The sequence below is a fragment of the Brevundimonas sp. genome, from assembly GCF_018608325.1.
Taxonomy (GTDB): Bacteria; Pseudomonadota; Alphaproteobacteria; order Caulobacterales; family Caulobacteraceae; genus Brevundimonas.
Map to the genome: position 1 here is coordinate 1 of NZ_JABAZW010000073.1, position 15,955 is coordinate 15,955.

Below are 15,955 nucleotides of genomic sequence, written 5' to 3' on the forward strand. Positions count from 1 at the left end.
GGAGCGCCCTGTCCCGCCCGCCGACACGCCTGCCGTGCCTAAGGAGCGGCTGCATCAGTCCTGGTCGTATCGCGGGCTGAACAAGTTCGCCGTGGCCCTGACGCGCAAGGACAGGCCCGATGACGCGCTGGTGCTGCTGATGACGCGTCACGGCCTGTTCGGCTGGAAGCTGTCGGGCGTGGACCTGACGCCGGACCCGATGGAGTAGCGGGGCTGGAAGGGGTTCTGAAATGCAATGAGGGGGCGGTCCGGGACCGCCCCCTCATCCGTATCATCCTGATGCGGGGCAGATCAGCCCGCCAGGGCTGCCCGCACTGCCGCCAGACCGTCCTCGGCCTTCGACCCATCCGGGGCGCCGCCCTGGGCGAAGTCAGGCTTGCCGCCTGCGCCTTGGCCGCCCATGGCGATGACTGCAGCCCGCGCCAGATCGGCGGCGTTGACCTTGCCCGCTAGGTCGTTGGTCACGGCGACGGTGACCGCCGCCTTGCCTTCGGTGACGCCGATCAGGGCCACGACGCCCGTGCCAACCTGTTTGCGGAAATCTTCGGCCACGCCGCGCAGGCCCTTGCCGTCCACGCCGTCCAGAACGCGCGCGATCAGCTTGGTCCCGTTGATCTCTTCCGGCGCCGAAGACGCGCCCGAGCCGCCGCCCAGAGCCAACTGCTTCTTCAGTTCGGCGACCTGTTTCTCCAGCGTCTTGACCGAGGCGGTCAGGCTTTCGACGCGGGCGGGCACATCGGCCGTCTGCACCTTGAAGCCTTGGGCCAGCGAGCGGGCCACGCCGGCCTGGGCCAGCAGATACTGACGCGCAGCCTCGCCCGTCAGGGCTTCGATCCGGCGCACGCCAGCGGCCACGCCCGTTTCCTGAACAATCTTGAACAGGGCGATGTCGCCGGTGCGGGTCACATGGGTGCCGCCGCACAGTTCGACGGAATAGGGCGCATTATCGCTGGTCAGCGAACGACCCAGCGTCAGGACGCGGACCTCGTCGCCGTACTTCTCGCCGAACAGGGCGATGGCGCCCGCCTCGATGGCGGCTTCAGGAGCCATCAGCTTGGTCTCGGTCGGGACGTTCTGGCGGATGACCGCGTTCACTTCCGTCTCGATGGCGGCCAGTTCAGCCTCGGTCAGAGGCGAGCCGTGGCTGAAGTCGAAGCGCGCACGCTCGGCGTCAACCAGCTGACCCTTCTGGGCCACCGTCGCGCCCAGCACATTCTTCAGCGCCGTGTGCAGCAGGTGGGCGGCCGAGTGGTTCGAGCGGATGGTGCGGCGCTTTTCGGCGTCCACCGACTGGGCCGCGCGGGTTCCGATCTCCAGCTTGCCGCTGGTGATCTCGGCCGACAGGACGTGCAGGTCGCCCGCGTGTTTCTTGACGTCGATGACTTCAGCGGAACCGCCCGGCCATTCGATCACGCCGTGGTCGCCGACCTGACCGCCGCTTTCGGCATAGAAGGGGGTGGTGTCGAACAGGACTTCGACGATGTCGCCCGCCTCAGCCGTTTCGACCGGCTGGCCCGCCTTCATGATGGTCAGGACCTCGCCCGAGCCGTCGACATTGTCATAGCCGGTGAAGACGGTCGGACCCATGCGGTCGCGGATGGCCAGCCATTCGTTGGTGTTGGCCGTCTGGCCCGAGCCCTTCCAGTGTTCGCGCGAACGCTGGCGCTGTTCGGCCATGGCGGCTTCGAAGCCGTCCACGTTGACCGAATAGCCGCGACGGCGCGCCTCGTCCTGCGTCAGGTCCAGCGGGAAGCCGTAGGTGTCGGACAGGGTGAAGGCCGTCTGGCCGTCCAGCATGTCGCCGGGCTTGAAGCCCTGAACCGCCGTGTCGAACAGGGCCATGCCCCGGCCCAGCGTGGTGCGGAAGCGGACTTCCTCCTGCTTCAGCGTGTCCTCGATGAAGGGCTGGGCGCGGGCCAGTTCGGGATAGGCGTCGCCCATTTCCGCCACCAGCGTCGGCACCAGACGGTGCATCAGCGGATCGGTCGCGCCCAGCAGGTGGGCGTGGCGCATGGCGCGGCGCATGATGCGGCGCAGGACGTATCCACGGCCTTCGTTCGACGGCGTCACGCCGTCCGCGATCAGGAAGGACGAGGACCGCAGGTGGTCGGCGATGACCTGGTGCGAGGGCTTGCGCTCGCCCTCGGCCTTGGTCGAGGTGGCGTCTTCGGACGCGGCGATCAGGGTCTTGAACAGGTCGGTCTCATAGACCGAATGCACGCCCTGCAGCACGGTGGTGATCCGCTCCAGACCCATGCCGGTGTCGACGCTGGGCTTGGGAAGGTTGCGAACGATCTGATCGTTCTCCTTCTCGTACTGCATGAAGACGTTGTTCCAGATCTCCACGAACCGGTCGCCGTCTTCATCGGGCGAGCCGGGAGGGCCGCCGGCGATCTTGTCGCCGTGGTCCCAGAAGATTTCGGTGCAGGGACCGCACGGGCCGCTGTCGCCCATGGCCCAGAAGTTGTCCGATCCGGCGATGCGGATGATCTTGTCGTCGCCAAAGCCGGTGATCTTCTTCCAGATCGCGGCGGCCTCATCGTCGTCGATATAGACGGTGACCAGCAGACGCTTGGGATCAAGGTCGAAGTCCTTGGTCACCAGGTTCCACGCCTTCTCGATGGCGTGTTCCTTGAAATAGTCGCCGAAGGAGAAGTTCCCCAACATTTCAAAGAAGGTCAGGTGGCGGGCCGTATAGCCGACATTGTCCAGGTCGTTGTGCTTGCCGCCCGCGCGCACGCATTTCTGCGAGGATGTGGCGCGCGGATAGGGCGGCTTGGACGCGCCGGTGAAATAGTCCTTGAACGGCACCATGCCCGCGTTGACGAACAACAGCGTCGGGTCGTTCTGCGGCACCAGCGGAGCCGAGTGCACCTTCTCGTGACCATCGGCCTCGAAATAGTTGAGGAAGGTGGAGCGGATCTCGTTCAGGCTGGGCATGACTTATCGGGCTTCGAACACGGCTTGGCGGGAAGCTGGCCATATAAGGGGTTGCGAGGCATCAGGCCATGCGTTTGTGCGAAGGCGGAAACTGGGCCGGGCGGGGTGGCGCCGTCCGATCGGATTCCCATATGCCTGCAACACCTGCTGTTCCAGAAGGACGCCTTCCGATGACCGACGCCGCGCCCGCCCTCAAAACCCTCAAGATCGACTTCGTGTCCGACGTCGTCTGTCCCTGGTGCGCCGTGGGTCTGGGCGGTCTGGAGACGGCGCTGGAGCGTCTGGAAGGCGAGGGCATCGCCGCCGACATCACGTTCCAGCCGTTCGAGCTGAACCCCCAGATGGCGCCCGAGGGCGAGAACATCGTTGAACATATCGGCAAGAAATACGGCTCCACCCCCGAACAGTCGGCGGCCAACCGCGCCATGATCAAACAGAGGGGCGCCGAGGCGGGCTTTGACCTGCAGATGGGCGAGGACAGCCGCATCTGGAACACCTTCGACGCCCACCGCCTGCTGCACTGGGCGCATGAGACGGCGCCGGACAAGCAAGGGGCATTGAAGCGCGCCCTGTTCGTCGCCCACTTCACCGAGAACCGGAACATCACCGACGCCGGCGTCCTGACCCAGGCCGCAGAGACGGCGGGCCTGGACCGGGCCGAGGCGGGCGAAGTCCTGGCCTCAGGCCGCTACGCCCAGGCCGTCCGCACCGCCGAGGACCTGTGGCGTTCGCGCGGCATCACCTCGGTCCCCGCCGTGGTGGTGGAAGGCAAATATCTGATCTCAGGCGGCCAACCCGCCGACGCCTTCGAACAGGCCCTGCGTCAGATCGCAGGCGAGGCTTAACCGCACCATTCCTCCCCCACCTTCGGGGGAGGGGAAGCGCGAAGTGGTGGAGGGATCTTCCCCAACCCCGACGCCAGACAGAGCAATGCGAACCCGGACGCGGCGGCCGAGCCCCCTTCACCGCCTTCGGCGTCCCCTTCCCCAAGGGTGAGACGGTCGAGGTTCTGATGTTGCTGAGCGTACGGGGCGCTTATGTTCTGTGCTTCAATGTTGCGATGGGCGTTGGCAGCAAGCTCCTATGATAAGGAGGTGGCGACCCGAACTAAAAAAGTTCGCCTTGATCGTCGTTGACTTTACCAAGCTGGCCGACATGAGCCACGATTTCGTCGTCGGATAGTGGTGGCGCCAGCACTGAGTTGTTGAATTTCAGGACTCGTAACACGCGACAGTTTTTAGGATGCTGCGGCCTGCCTTGAAACGCCCATTGTACTGTCATCGTGTCGATGATGTGTGTGTCGATTGTATCGAGCCCAACGTGGTTCCAGAATTCCTCGTCTTCGATCCGAAAGTAGCGATCTCGCCCTTGGTGGTCGTGCCCTTTCCATTGGCGTGCTCGGTCGTTGCGAACCCAGTTTGGTGAAGTGACCCTCAGTTGAGCCGTTGCCACGAACCACGCCTCGTCGGCGTCTTCCTTTGGCGGAAGTGCCGAAACGTGTTTCGAAAATTCATTCCGTTTGATGGGGAAAACTGCATGTTCGTCGAAGCCAATCGCCTGAAGGGCGTGCGTCGCTAGGCAGCTTTCGTAGAAGGTATTTTTCGCTTCATAGGCATCCCGAAAACGAGATCTATCAATGCTAGCTCGCTCGAGCTTATAGTTTTCTGTTTCTAAGAATGATTTAGTTGAAGCGCAGATGATTGCGCTTGCGAATTTTCTTTCTGCGTCGATTTTTTGGTCTTTTTTGCTCTCGTCGAGGATCATTCTAAGAGATGATCCAACGTTTTCAGCCCAGTAGGCAGGTTCGTGGCCTGTCAGTCCTTTAATGAAGCCTTGCCCGATATCGCTCTCGGTCAAAGTCCAAATTGCCGCCCAACCGCCAAGAAGAACTACTCCTAACCTAGTAAGGAATGATCCCTCAGTAGGTGGCAGAACTAATATCTGGAACTTCAGATGCCCATCAAAAAGCTCATTGTTCAGGGCGCGAACTATAGCTTGTGTTTGTTCTGCCGTGGTTACAAATGTTTCGAGCGGAATTTCATGGCCCGGAACGTCGAAATGGATTGGGATAATTTCTATTTCCGCCTCCAGTGGTCATCTTGGATGATGGCGTGATTTCGCGCGGGCTTGTATCCGCAAGAGATCGTTCTCTAATCTGTCGATGTTGTGTTGGTTGTGATTTGACAATTAGTTCGGTTTATGGGAAGTCGTTCAATATACGTTGAGGTTAAATTGTACTCGACTTGTGTCCACTCTTGTGCACCGGCAAATTTCATTTTGACGGTGTTGTTTTTTGGATTCATGAGGCGGATTAGAAGCGCTTCCAAGTCGCCAATTGTTGCCCAAGTGTCTTCTGTAACTTCATGATTTGAATTGTGAAGTTCTATCATGCCCTTAGCATTTTCCTTGGATGATAGAGGCGTAAATCCAAACCATGAAAACCTGTCCCACTTGTTCTGAAGATGGTCAGATAGGTGGTCCTTTAGGCGCTTTCCAAGGCCTTGATTGCGGGTAAGTCCAACGTAAACGGGGCCGTAGTCGTCATATAGAACGTAAATTCCCTGCTGATAGCGAAAGTCCGCCATCTTCAGTGTGCCTCTATTTGCACCCACACGGCCGAGTAGGCGAAAGCTGTTGGCGTTGCCTTGGCCGGGATGCCAATCGATTTCGGCTTCACGCCAGAATAGGCCATAGCTTGTAACGCGCATGAATGTTTGTCCGCCGAATAGTTAAGCTTGGCAGCTTAGCTCGTGGCGGGATTTTGGCTACCCCTGTTATATTCAGGGTGCCTTGATGTCGGTAGGGAGTGCTGGCAATGGACGCGCCGCGTCAGCGACGCCCGTCCGGACATTGCTGGTCCTTGCTTCGGCTCCGCCAGAGGGGCAGACGCGAGGCCAGTATTAAGTCGCCTCGCGTCCAAAGTCCTGATTTCGGCGTGGGTCCGGCTGAGCGGGGCGGTTAGACCTTCACTTCAATCGCCCCGCCCCCGGCGCGGAACTTCGCGCTCATTTCCGCCATTCCGACCTCGGCTTCCGTCAGCGAGGCTCCCGCATCATTCTGCGCCATCGCATCGCGGCGGATGTCCTGGCTGATCTTCATGCTGCAGAACTTCGGTCCGCACATGGAGCAGAAGTGGGCGGTCTTGTGGGCCTCCTTGGGCAGGGTTTCGTCGTGGAACTTGCGGGCGGTTTCGGGGTCGAGGCCCAGATTGAACTGGTCCTCCCAGCGGAACTCGAACCGGGCGCGTGACAGGGCGTCGTCGTGCAGGCGGGCGGCGGGGTGGCCCTTGGCCAGATCGGCGGCGTGGGCGGCGATCTTGTAGGTGATGACGCCGTCCTTGACGTCCTGACGGTCGGGCAGGCCCAGGTGCTCCTTGGGCGTGACGTAGCAGAGCATGGCCGTGCCGAACCAGCCGATCATGGCCGCCCCGATGGCGCTGGTGATGTGGTCATAGCCCGGCGCGATGTCGGTGGTCAGCGGGCCAAGCGTATAGAAGGGCGCCTCGTGGCAGTGTTTCAGCTGCTCATCCATATTGGCCTTGATCTTGTGCATCGGCACGTGGCCGGGGCCTTCGATCATGACCTGACAGCCCTTGGCCCAGGCGATCTTCGTCAGTTCGCCCAGGGTGCGCAGTTCGGCGAACTGGGCCTCGTCGTTCGCATCGGCGATGGAGCCGGGGCGCAGGCCGTCGCCCAGGCTGAACGACACATCATAGGCCCGCATGATGTCGCAGATGTCCTCGAAATGCTCGTAGAGGAAGCTCTCCTTGTGGTGGGCCAGGCACCACTTGGCCATGATCGAGCCGCCGCGTGAGACGATGCCCGTCACCCGCTTGGCCGTCATCGGCACGAAGGGCAGGCGCACGCCCGCGTGGATGGTGAAATAGTCCACGCCCTGTTCGGCCTGTTCGATCAGGGTGTCGCGGAACACCTCCCAGGTCAGGTCCTCGGCGATGCCGTTCACCTTCTCCAGCGCCTGATAGATGGGCACGGTGCCGATGGGGACGCTGGAGTTGCGGATGATCCAGTCGCGGATGTTGTGGATGTTCCTGCCCGTCGACAGGTCCATGACGTTGTCGGCGCCCCAGCGGGTGGCCCAGACCAGCTTGTCGACCTCATCGTCCACGCTGGAGAGGACGGCGGAGTTGCCGATGTTGGCGTTGATCTTCACCAGGAAGTTGCGGCCGATGATCATCGGCTCGACCTCGGGGTGGTTGATGTTGTGCGGGATGATGGCGCGGCCGCGGGCGATTTCGGAGCGCACAAATTCCGGGGTGACATAGTCGGGGATGCTGGCGCCGAAGGATTCGCCGTCGCGCTCCAGTGGCGAGTGACGAGTGGCGAGTGACGAGGCTGATGTGTCTAGCGGCACGGTCGAACCGTCGGCCAGGGTGATGGTCTGGACGTCTTGGCCCGCCACTCGCCACTCGCCACTCGTCACTTGTTCACGCCGCATGTTCTCGCGGATGGCGACATATTCCATCTCGGGCGTGATGATCCCCGCCTGGGCGTATTCGTACTGGGTGACCGGACGGCCCTCGACGCCCTTGAAGACGCGGTGGTTCGAGGTGTCGAAACGTGGGGCCAGGTTCTTGCCGGACGCGTGGCCGTTGTCCTCGGGCTTGACCTCGCGCGGGTTGGCGACGGGGGCGATGTCGCCGCGATCCGCCTGCCATGACGACTTCACGCGGGGCAGGCCCTTCTTGATGTCGATGGTCACGGCCGGGTCGGTGTAGGGGCCGGAGGAGTCGTACATCGTCACCGGCGGCTCGTTGGCGCTGGGGTGGACGGCGACCTCGCGGAAAGGGACGCGGATGTCGGGATAAAGCTCGCCCGCCACATAGACCTTCACGCCGCCAGCGCGCGGGCCGGTGGGAATGCGGCCTGTTTCCGCCTCGACCTGCTTGCGGGCGTCGGCCAAGGGCAGTTCGATGTTGGGCTCTTCGGGCAGCGAAGGGGGCGTGACTTGGATATTCATGGCGGCCTCAAAACGTTTGAGGTCCGCCGACGTCGGGCGTGTTGGTCCTGTGGTCCGGACCGGCAGCGTACTCATCCCTTCGCCGGCATGACCCGGATCAGGTTCGACGGGTCAGAGGAGAAACCTCTATCTCAGCCGCTCGATTGCGACCCCCCGGAGAACAGCATCAGGGTGACGCCGCGTGAGGGCTGCGTCAAGCCGTCGGACGCCGGGCTTGCCGCGAGGGATGCGCGCGGCCTAGTCAGGGGCGTGACTATTCAATCTCTGATAATCGACTGCGACCCCGGCGTGGATGACGCCGTGGCTCTGTTCCTGGCTTTCGCCGCTCCCGAGCTGGAGCTGCTGGCCGTCACCACGGTCGGCGGCAATGTTCCCGCCCATCTGACCCAGCGCAATGCGCGGATCATCCGTCAGATCGCCGGACGCGAAGACGTGCCGGTCCATCGTGGCGCCGAACGCCCGCTGAAGCGCCCCCCTGCTGGTGCGGGCGAGTTCCACGGGGCTGAGGGGCTGGGCGATCTGGAACCGTTTGAGCCGAAGGGCATCATCGGCGACGGCCCGTCCGCCAACGCCATCGTCGATCTGGTCATGAGCCGACCGCAGGGATCGGTCGCCATCGCCGTCATTGGCCCGATGACCAACCTCGCGTTGGCCATGCGCCGCGAACGACGGCTGGCCGAATGGCTGGGGCCGGTCGTGGTCATGGGGGGCGCCCGCTCAGAGGGGGGCAACATCACCGCCTCTGCAGAGTTCAACATCTGGGCGGACCCGGAGGCGGCGGCGGTGGTCTTCGGATCAGGCTGCGCCGTGACGGTGCTGGGCCTGGACGCGACCCATCAGGTGCGGGCGACCGAGGCGCGGATCGCCGCCATCGAGGCCGTCGACAGCGAGGCGGCCCGCACCGCCGCCGCCATGCTGCGCTTTTCCCAGCGGGTCGAGCGTGAGGTCGTCGGCGGCGACGCCTCGCCTCTGCATGACCCCTGCACCATCGCCTGGGCGATACGGCCGGACCTGTTCCAGACGCGGCCCTGCCGGGTCGAGATCGAGACCAATTCGGAACTGACGCGCGGCCATACGGCGGTGGAGTTCCGGGTCGATCCGGCGACGGCGCGGCATCACTGGGCGGTCGCCGCCGACGGGCAGGGTGTGTTCGATCTGATCGTCGAGACCCTGAGGAATGCGGCATGAGGATCACCGTCGTCGGTTCGATCAATCTGGATCTGGTCGCCTCGGCGCCCAGCCTGCCTGCGCCGGGCGAGACGGTGACGGGCGCGACCCTGGCCCGCCATCCCGGCGGCAAGGGCGCCAATCAGGCCTTTGCTGCTGAAAAACTGGGCGCCGAGGTCAGTCTGATCGGCCGGGTCGGCGACGACGCCATGGCGGGCGAGGCGCTGGCCCTGATGCAGGATATCGGCGTCGATCTGGCGGGGGTGGAGGTCGATGTGGCGGCCCCGACCGGGGTGGCCCTGATCGCTGTCGATCCGTCGGGCGAGAACCAGATCGTCGTGGCCGCCGGGGCCAATCATCTGGTCACGCCGGAACAGCTGCCCCAGCGTATCGAAGGCGCGCTGATCGTCCAGCTGGAGTTGCCGGTCGAGACGGTCGAGGCGGCGGTGGGGCGGGCGACCGGCTTCGTCTGCGCCAACCTGGCGCCCGCTGCGCCTGTGTCCGAACTTCTGCTGCGCCGCGCCGACCTGATCGTGGTCAATGAGACAGAGGCCGCCTTCTATGGCGACGGCCTGCATCACGGCGGCGGCCGGGTGGTGGTGACCAAGGGCGCGAAGGGCGCGGTCATGTACCAGCGCGGCGTCGAAATGGCCTGGGCGACCCCGCCCGTCATCACCGCCGTCGACGCCACCGGCGCGGGCGACACTTTCGTCGCCGCCATCACCGTCGCCCTGCTGGAAGGCCAGGAGCCGTCCGAGGCCCTGACCTTCGCCTGCGCCGCCGGAGCCTTCGCCGCCACACGCCCCGGCGCCCAGCCATCTGCGCCGGAACGCGCGGATGTAGAGGGGCTGCTGAACGGGGGCTGAGGTTGGTGTGACACTGTAACGGCAAAAGAGGTTGTCGTTGGTCTGTCGCTGTCGCTAGTCTGGTTTCGAAAAACTGTGGGGTTATTCGAGATGATGATGCGTGTGCGTGGCGCCGGGCTTGTGCTGGCGACGGTGTTGCTGGCTTCGACGGCGAGCGGGGCACTGGCCCAGAATGCGGGGCAGGCCCCGGCGGTGAGCACCTATCAGCAGCCGCCTGCGCCCATCGCCGAGATTCTGGACGCCAAGCCGACGCCTGCGCCGATGTTGAGCCCGGATCGGCGCACGCTGGTGCTGCTGGACAGGTCGAACTTGCCCAGCATCAAGGCTCTGGCGGAGCCGATGCTGCGGCTGGGCGGATCACGGATCAATCCGCGCAACAATGGCATGGCCGAAAGCCGCGTGTCCTGGCTGACCGGCCTGACGCTTCAGGGCGTGGAAGGCGGCGCACAGCGTGTCGTCACCCTGCCTGCGGGCGCGCGGTTCACGGCGGTGCGTTTCGCGCCGGACGCCAGGAGCCTGGCCTTGGTCATGGACCGTCCGACGGGGCTGGAGCTGTGGGTCGTGGACGTGGCGACGGCGCGGGCGCGCAAGCTGACCGACCCGGTGGTCAATATGACGGGCGGGGCCGGTTATCAGTGGCTGCCTGACAGTTCGGGCGTTCTGGTCGAGGCCGTGCCTGCAGGACGTGGCCCCGCGCCGGATGTGTCTGCGGCGCCGACCGGGCCGAACATCGATGAGACCGCCGGGCGCATAGCCCCGGTCCGCACCTATCAGGACCTGCTGTCGAACCCTGGCGACGAAGCCCTGTTCGACCATTATTTCACGTCTCAGCTGACGCTGGTTCCGTTGAATGGACGGGCGCGGACGATCGGCCAGCCCGCCGTCTACCTGGACGTGACCCTGTCGCCGGACGGCCGCTACATCCTGCAGGAAATCGCCAAGCGGCCCTATTCCTATGTGGTGCCCAGCGGCCTGTTCCCGACTGACATCGTGGTCACGGACCTGAGCGGGCGGGTGGTGCGTCAGGTGGCCAGCCTGCCGCTGCGTGATGATGTGCCGACGGCCTTTGACGCCGTGGCGCCGGGGCCGCGTTCGGTCGACTGGCGCGCGGACGCCCCCGCCACCCTGACCTGGGTCGAGGCGCTGGATGGCGGCGACATCCGCCGCGAGGCCGAGTTCCGCGACCGCGTCTTCATGCAGGCCGCGCCTTTCGCCGCCCAGCCGGTCAAGTTGATCGACCTGAAGGAACGCTATGGCGGCGTCAGCTGGGGCAAGGACGATCTGGCCGTCGTTTACAGCCGCTGGTTCAACACCCGGCACGAGACGCGCTTCACCGTCGATCCGTCCCACCCCGGTGAAGGTCGTGTGCTGCTGGAGCGGAACTATCAGGCACGCTACGACAATCCGGGAATGCCTGTGACCCAGCCGAACGCGGCGGGCCGCTCGGTGATCCGTTTTGCGCCGGATGGAAAAATTCTGATGTCGGGCGCAGGCGCGACTCCGCAGGGCGAGTTCCCCTTCCTGGCGGCCATGGACCCCGCGACGGGACGCAGCGAGCGGCTGTGGACCTCGGCCAACACCGATTATGAATCCGTGGTCGGCTTCCTGGACGCCGAGGGCAAGCGTGTCGTCACCCAGCGTGAAAGCCGTCTGGACCCGCCAAACCTGCAGATCCGCAATCTGACGGACGGCTCGACCACGCGCCTGACCAACTTCGCCGACCCGGCGCCGCAACTGGCCGGGGCCACCCGCCAGTTGGTGACCTATGAGCGGGCGGACGGGGTCAAGCTGTCGGGCACGCTGTACCTGCCTGCCGGATACGACAAGGACCGTGACGGCCCGTTGCCGATGCTGATGTGGGCCTATCCGGCCGAGTTTACGGACGCCTCGGTTGCCGGTCAGACGGTGGATGTGCAGAACCGCTTCGTGCGGCCGGGCGGCGCCAGCCACCTGTTCCTGCTGACCCAGGGCTATGCGATCTTTGACAACCCCTCCATGCCCATCATCGGCAAGGACGGCGCGGAGCCCAACGACACCTATGTCCAGCAACTAACGGCGGATGCTCAGGCGGCGGTGGACGCCGTGGTGCGGATGGGAGTTGCGGATCGTGACCGGATCGCAGTCGGCGGCCACAGCTACGGCGCCTTCATGACGGCGAACCTGCTGGTTCACACTGACCTGTTCCGCACCGGCATCGCCCGTTCGGGGGCCTATAACCGCACCCTGACGCCGTTTGGTTTCCAGTCAGAGCAGCGCAACTACTGGGATGCGACAGAGGTCTATACCGAGATGGCGCCCTTCACCTACGCCAACAAGCTGAACGAGCCGATCCTGCTGATCCACGGCGAGGCGGACGACAACTCCGGCACCTTCCCGGTTCAATCGGAACGCTTTTATGCCGCGCTGAAGGGGCTGGGGGCGACCGCGCGCTACGTCACCCTGCCGCTGGAGGCCCACGGCTATCGCGCCCGTGAATCGGTGGGCCACACCCTGTGGGAGATGGTCCGCTGGATGGACCTGTACGTGAAGAACGCCCCGCCGCGGACGCCCAACTAAGGGACGTCAGGGTTGGTGGTCAGGGCCTGACCACCAGTCGCACCACCTCGCCGGCGTGCAGGCGGTCGAAGCCGGTATTGATGTCGTCCAGCGGGATGACGCCGCTCATCAGGCGGTCGACGGGCAGGCGGCCCTGGCGGTACAGGGCGACGTAGCGGGGGATGTCGCGGCTGGGCACGCAGGTTCCGATATAGGAGCCCTTCAGGGTGCGCTCCTCGCCGACCAGAGAGACGACATTGACGGCCAGTGCGGCGTCCGGCGGGGGCAGGCCCGCGGTGACGGTGGTGCCGCCGCGCCGGGTCGTCTTCCAGGCGTTCTCCAGCGCGCGGACGGATCCGGCCATCTCGAAGGCGAAGTCGGCGCCGCCCTTGGTCAGGGCGCGGACCTGATCCACCGCATCGGCGTCTGCGGCGTTGACGGTCAGAACCGGTCCCAGAGTGCGGGCCAGCGCCAGCTTGTCTTCGGACAGATCGACGGCGATCACGGGGCTGGCGCCGCTGGCGATGGCGCCCAGAACACTGGCCAGACCCACGCCGCCCAGTCCGATGACCACGACGCTCTGGCCCGCACGGACCCCGGCCGTATTCACCACGGCGCCCACCCCGGTCAGGACGGCGCAGCCGAACAGGGCCGCCTCCTCGAACGACAGTTCCGGGTCGATCTTCACCAGCGACCGGCGCGACACCACGGCCCGTTCTGCAAAGGCGGAGCAGCCGAGGTGGTGGTTGACGGGCGCACCCTCGCGGAAGATGCGGCGTCCGCCCTGCAGAAGTTCGCCCTTGCCGTTGGCCGCAGCGCCCGGCTCGCACAGGGCGGGACGGCCCCCGGCGCACGGGTCGCAATGACCGCACGACGGCATGAAGACCATGACGACATGGTCGCCGATCTGCAGGTCGGTGACGCCGTCACCCAGAGCCTCGACCACGCCTGCCGCCTCATGTCCCAGCGCCATCGGCAAAGGGCGCGGGCGGTCGCCGTTGATGACGGACAGGTCCGAATGGCACAGGCCCGCCGCCTTGATCGCCACCAGCACTTCGCCGGGACCGGGCGGGTCCAGCGTTACCGTTTCGATGGCAAGGGGGCGGCTGTCTGCATAGGGATGCTCGGCGCCCATTGCGGACAGGACGGCGGCTCTGGTCTTAATGCTCATGCTCAAGCCTTTCATTCTTTAGCGCTATCGCTGTCGACGCGGTCGCCAGCGGCTTGAGCGCGTTGTCGCCGCGCGTTCGTGATCGGCACACCACCGATAGGCGCTTGACGTCGCGTCGTCCAAGCCTGAGCGTTCAACTTCAGACGGCGAGCGAACGCCGTGCTTGGGGAGATGAGGAACGATGGCGAAGCGTGACGAAGGCGCCTTGGCGGACCGGGCCACCTACCGGGCCTTTCACATGGTCTCGACCCGCTGGGCGGACAACGACCAGTACGGCCATATCAACAACGCGAAATTCTATGAGTTCGTGGACTCGGCGGTGAACGCCCACCTGCTGATCGCCAATGCGCTGGACGAGTCCATCGGTCTGGTGGTGGATTCGGGCTGCCGCTACACCTCGTCGTTGAAATTCCCCGATGTGATCGAGGTCGGGATCAAGGTGGACCGTATCGGCACCTCCAGCGTCAGCTATGGGTTCGCCGTGTTCAAGCGCGGCGTCGATGCGCCCGCCGCCATCGGCCATTTCGTCCACGTCTATGTCGACGCGGAAACCCGCCGTCCCAAGCCGCTGCCTGCGCGGTTGAAGGCTGTGGTCGAGAACCTGAAGGCCGCCTGATCAACGTCTGAACGTCGCAGCCAGGCTTGGGCTCTGGCGTTTCGGATCGACTTATGTGAACGTTCCCAAAATAGCGTTTGGGAGGACGTCATGAGGAAGAACGGGATTGCGGCTTCGGTCGCAACGGCGGCGCTGTGCCTGTCGGGGTTGGGTCTGTCTGCTGGTCTGGCGCAGGCGCAGAGCTTCTTGCGGGCGGACGGCACGCGGATCGTCAATGAAGAGGGCGAGCCCGTCATTCTGCGTGGCATGGGTCTGGGCGGCTGGGTGCTGCAGGAAGGCTATATGCTGCAGCTGGGCGAACTGGGTCAGCAGCACGTCATCCGCGCCCGCATCGCCGACCTGATCGGTGAGGAAAAGACCGAGGCCTTCTATCAGGCGTGGCGCGCCAACTACACGACCAAGGCCGACATCGACGCCATGGGGCGCTGGGGCTTCAACTCGGTGCGCATCCCGATCCACTACGACCAACTGACGCTGGCTGCCGATCAGGAGCCGGTCGCGGGTCAGGACACCTGGAAGGAAGCGGGCTTCAAACAGATCGACGATCTGCTGGACTGGGTGAAGGCCAACGGCATGTACCTGATCCTGGACCTGCACGCCGCGCCGGGCGGGCAGGGGACGGACCTGGCCATCGCCGACCGTGATCCGAACAAGCCCTCGCTGTGGGAAAGCGAAGAGAACCACAGGAAGACCGTCGCCATCTGGCGAAAACTGGCCGAACGCTATGCCGACGAACCCTCCATCGGCGCCTATGACATCATCAATGAGCCGAACTGGGACTTTGAGGCGCCGGGCGGCGGCCACGGCTGCAACGAGACGACGAATGCGCCCCTGCGCAGGCTGATGGTCGACATCACCGCCGCCATCCGCGAGGTGGACAAGCGCCATCTGGTCATCATCGAGGGCAACTGCTGGGGCAACAATTATCGCGGCGTCATGCCCCTGTGGGACGACAATATGGCGATCAGCTTCCACAAATACTGGAACGCCACCGACCGCGATTCCATCGCCGAATTCCTGAAACTGCGCGACGAGAACAACGCCCCGATCTGGCTGGGCGAGTCGGGCGAGAACTCGAACAAGTGGTTCACCGAAACCATCGCCACCGTCGAGAACGAGGGTGTCGGCTGGGCCTTCTGGCCGCTGAAGAAGATCGGCTTCAATCAGCCGCTGGAGATCACGCCCAATGCAGGCTGGCCCGCTCTGGTCGCCTATCTGACCGGCAAGGGGCCGCGTCCCTCGGCGGCGGAGGCCGAGCGCACCCTGATGCAACTGGCTAACCACGATATCCTCTATGAGAACACGGTCAAGCATCGCGACGTCGCCGACGCCATGATCCGCCAGCCCCATTCGGATGTGGCCATTCCGTTCGTGGAGCGTCGGTTCGGGCGTCAGGGCGGGGTGATCCGGGCGGCGGACTATGATCTGGGCCGCTCGGGCGTGGCCTGGCTGGACACCTATTCGTCCAACGTCAGCGGCCCGGGGCCGCGCGATCCCTGGTGGAACACGGGCCGCACCTGGCGCAACGACGGCGTGGATATCGCCCTGGACGCAGGACAGCCCGTTGTCGCCGAGTTCCAGACCGGAGAATGGCTGCGCTACACCCTGACAGCGGATCAGGCGGGCGCGCGCCCCGTCACCGTCGTCGGCTCAGGCGGAGGCCGGGTGTCGGTGTCGCTGAAC

At 64.7% G+C, this 15,955-nt stretch carries 11 protein-coding genes, 1 pseudogene and 1 riboswitch; of the genes and pseudogenes, 7 read left to right on the top strand and 5 right to left on the bottom strand.

The features are described 5' to 3' along the window. Positions 1–208, top strand: a pseudogene (locus tag QZ281_RS07665) (hypothetical protein); the annotation flags it as partial. 83 nt (positions 209–291) lie between these two features. Here QZ281_RS07665 and alaS read toward each other — a convergent pair. Beyond that, entirely contained in the window at positions 292–2,940 is a 2,649-nt protein-coding gene (gene alaS, locus QZ281_RS07670) for an alanine--tRNA ligase (RefSeq protein WP_292226755.1), read from the bottom strand. 170 nt (positions 2,941–3,110) lie between these two features. On the opposite strand from alaS, the gene QZ281_RS07675 reads away from it, so the two are divergent. After that, entirely contained in the window at positions 3,111–3,785 is a 675-nt protein-coding gene (locus QZ281_RS07675; protein WP_292226758.1) for a DsbA family oxidoreductase, read from the top strand. Positions 3,786–4,047: 262 nt separating this feature from the next. Here the strand turns inward: QZ281_RS07675 and QZ281_RS07680 are convergent, their stop codons facing one another. The 3 genes from QZ281_RS07680 to thiC form a co-directional block, all read right to left on the bottom strand. Beyond that, positions 4,048–4,797: a hypothetical protein gene (locus QZ281_RS07680; RefSeq protein ID WP_292226761.1), complete on the bottom strand. Its 750-nt coding sequence runs from the start codon at positions 4,795–4,797 to the stop codon at positions 4,048–4,050. A 293-nt stretch (positions 4,798–5,090) separates the two neighbouring features. After that, positions 5,091–5,648 (bottom strand): GIY-YIG nuclease family protein, encoded by a 558-nt coding sequence (locus QZ281_RS07685; RefSeq protein ID WP_292226764.1) that lies wholly within the window; start codon positions 5,646–5,648, stop codon positions 5,091–5,093. 250 nt (positions 5,649–5,898) lie between these two features. Beyond that, positions 5,899–7,917: a phosphomethylpyrimidine synthase ThiC gene (gene thiC / locus QZ281_RS07690; RefSeq protein ID WP_292226766.1), complete on the bottom strand. Its 2,019-nt coding sequence runs from the start codon at positions 7,915–7,917 to the stop codon at positions 5,899–5,901. A gap of 56 nt (positions 7,918–7,973) precedes the next feature. Next, positions 7,974–8,083: riboswitch (TPP riboswitch) on the bottom strand. A gap of 83 nt (positions 8,084–8,166) precedes the next feature. On the opposite strand from thiC, the gene QZ281_RS07695 reads away from it, so the two are divergent. The 3 genes from QZ281_RS07695 to QZ281_RS07705 all read left to right on the top strand — a co-directional run bounded on the left by QZ281_RS07695 (position 8,167) and on the right by QZ281_RS07705 (position 12,506). After that, positions 8,167–9,105, top strand: a complete 939-nt coding sequence (locus tag QZ281_RS07695; RefSeq protein ID WP_292226769.1) for a nucleoside hydrolase — start codon at positions 8,167–8,169, stop codon at positions 9,103–9,105. Continuing rightward, a complete protein-coding gene (locus QZ281_RS07700) occupies positions 9,102–9,950 on the top strand; it encodes a ribokinase (RefSeq protein ID WP_292226772.1) in 849 nt (282 codons plus the stop codon). Before QZ281_RS07695 ends, QZ281_RS07700 begins: the two co-directional genes overlap by 4 nt. Before the next feature lie 90 nt (positions 9,951–10,040). After that, positions 10,041–12,506, top strand: coding sequence for a prolyl oligopeptidase family serine peptidase (locus QZ281_RS07705; protein WP_292226775.1), 2,466 nt, complete (start codon positions 10,041–10,043; stop codon positions 12,504–12,506). Between the two features lie 19 nt (positions 12,507–12,525). Here the strand turns inward: QZ281_RS07705 and QZ281_RS07710 are convergent, their stop codons facing one another. Further along, positions 12,526–13,656, bottom strand: a complete 1,131-nt coding sequence (locus tag QZ281_RS07710) for a zinc-dependent alcohol dehydrogenase family protein (protein ID WP_292226778.1) — start codon at positions 13,654–13,656, stop codon at positions 12,526–12,528. 181 nt (positions 13,657–13,837) lie between these two features. On the opposite strand from QZ281_RS07710, the gene QZ281_RS07715 reads away from it, so the two are divergent. Beyond that, positions 13,838–14,272 carry a thioesterase family protein gene (locus QZ281_RS07715; protein ID WP_292226781.1) on the top strand — a complete coding sequence of 145 codons (435 nt, stop codon included), beginning with the start codon at positions 13,838–13,840 and terminating at the stop codon, positions 14,270–14,272. A 90-nt stretch (positions 14,273–14,362) separates the two neighbouring features. Continuing rightward, positions 14,363–15,955 (top strand): cellulase family glycosylhydrolase (locus QZ281_RS07720; RefSeq protein WP_292226783.1); only part of this gene is annotated, 1,593 nt, incomplete at its 3' end.